Source organism: Curtobacterium sp. B18 (assembly GCF_000333375.1).
In the GTDB taxonomy this organism is placed as follows: domain Bacteria; phylum Actinomycetota; class Actinomycetes; order Actinomycetales; family Microbacteriaceae; genus Curtobacterium.
In genome coordinates, this window is sequence record NZ_BACZ01000122.1 from 1 (window position 1) to 1,735 (window position 1,735).

A 1,735-nucleotide genomic window follows, 5' to 3' on the forward strand; every position below is an offset into this window, starting at 1 on the left:
GGGTCGTTGAGCCAGTGCGCCCCGGGGAGCCCGATCTCGGTCAGGTAGTAGTTGATGAGCCCGAACTTGGTGTCGAAGATGTAACCCATGAAGATCGACACCGCGGCGGACGACGCGAGCAGCGGCAGGTAGAACGACGTCCGGAAGAAGACGCGCGTGGCGTTGCGCTTCCGGTTGTTCGCCAGGACCGCCAGCAGCATCCCGAGCGAGATCTGCAGGGCGACGATGCAGATCGCGAGGACGACGGTCACGCCGAACGACGCGAGCACCGGCCCGTCGGTGAACAGCCGCACGTAGTTGTCCAGCCCGACGAACTTCGGGCTGCTGATCACGTCCCACGACGTGAACGAGAGTCCGAGCGACGCGAGGATCGGGATGAAGGTGAAGACGGCGACGAAGACCACCGCCAGGCCGATCATCGCGTAGCCGAAGGAGGCCTCGCGGCGTCGGACGCGTCTGGCCGCCGGCCGGCGGGCTGCGACCTCGGCAGCCCGCCGGGAGCGGATCCCTGTCGTCGCGGTCATCACGACGCCTGCGCGGCGGCCTTCTCGATGTCGGCCTGCAGGCCGTCGAGCGCCTTCTTCGCGTTGCCGGACGAGATCGCCTGCGTGGTGCGCTGGTTCAGGGCCGTCGCGAGTGCGTTGTAGTACGGCGGCGCGGAGATCGGCACCGAGTTGTCGAGCTGGTCGTAGAACACCGACCAGTGCTCCGGCCCTGTCGTCCCGTACCGGTCGGCCGTGAGGAGCGACTTCTGCGCGGGCGTGGTGACGTTGCCCGGCCAGAGCGCGTCGAAGCTCTCGGGCTGCACCATGAGCTTGATGACCTCGAAGGCGAGGTCCTTCTGCTTCGACGAGTTGAAGATGCCGTACCCGCCGGCACCGAAGAGCGACTTGTTGCTCTTCCACGTCGGGAACTCGACGACGTCGAAGCTGCCGTCCTTCATGCCGGCGTTGTGGAGCCCGCCGGCCCAGAAGCCGCCGCCGATCGTCATGCCGATGCGCCCGGAGGCGAAGAGCCCCTGCAGCGTGCTGCCACCGCCGACGTCGGGCGAGGGCGACGCCCCCGACTTCTGCAGGTCGATCACGTACTGCAGTGCCTCGACCGCGGCGTCGGAGTTCGCGGTCGGGTCGCCCCACTTCCAGCCGCCCTTGCGACCGCTGACGCCCACCGCGTTGCCGTCGAACGCCTTGCTCCCCCAGAGCCAGTCGCCGCCGGAGTAGCGCCCCTCCTCGAGCAGGTTGCCGTCGTTCGCGTACAGGAACGAGGTCCAGCTGCCCCAGAGCCGCACGACCCAGTCGAACGCGTAGGTGCTGCCGCCGACCTTGGCCAGGCTCTCCGCCGACGAGTGGAAGTCGTCCATCGACCAGTTCGCGGCGGGGCGCGAGAGTCCGGCCTTGTCGAACAGGGAGGTCGAGTAGAACATGCTGCCCGCGTTGAAGCTGTCCGGCAGCGTGTAGAGGTGCCCCTCGTACATCGTCGACTCGACCAGCGAGGGGTGGATGCCCCTGAAGTAGGTGGACAGCCCCGACAGGTTCTTCGTGACGAGGTCGTCGAGCGGCGTCAGCAGGTTCTTCGACGCGAGCAGCTGCTGCCCCTCGGTCGCGACGCTGACGATGTCGGGGACGTCGCCGGACGCGATCTGCGTGAGCACCTTCGCGAGAAAGTCGTTCCAGTCGGTGCCGTTGATCGCAGTGACCTGCAGCGACGCCTTCTTGTCGAGCTGCCGGATCTTCGG

General features: G+C 67.5%; 2 protein-coding genes. Both read right to left on the reverse strand.

Going from position 1 to position 1,735, the window contains the following annotated elements:
* Window positions 1-524 (reverse strand): carbohydrate ABC transporter permease (locus tag I5E_RS21095; protein ID WP_022905750.1); only part of this gene is annotated, 524 nt, incomplete at its 3' end.
* Window positions 524-1,735: ABC transporter substrate-binding protein (locus I5E_RS03380; RefSeq protein WP_022905751.1), on the reverse strand; the 1,212-nt coding region annotated here is incomplete at its 5' end. The genes I5E_RS21095 and I5E_RS03380, both read right to left, overlap by 1 nt.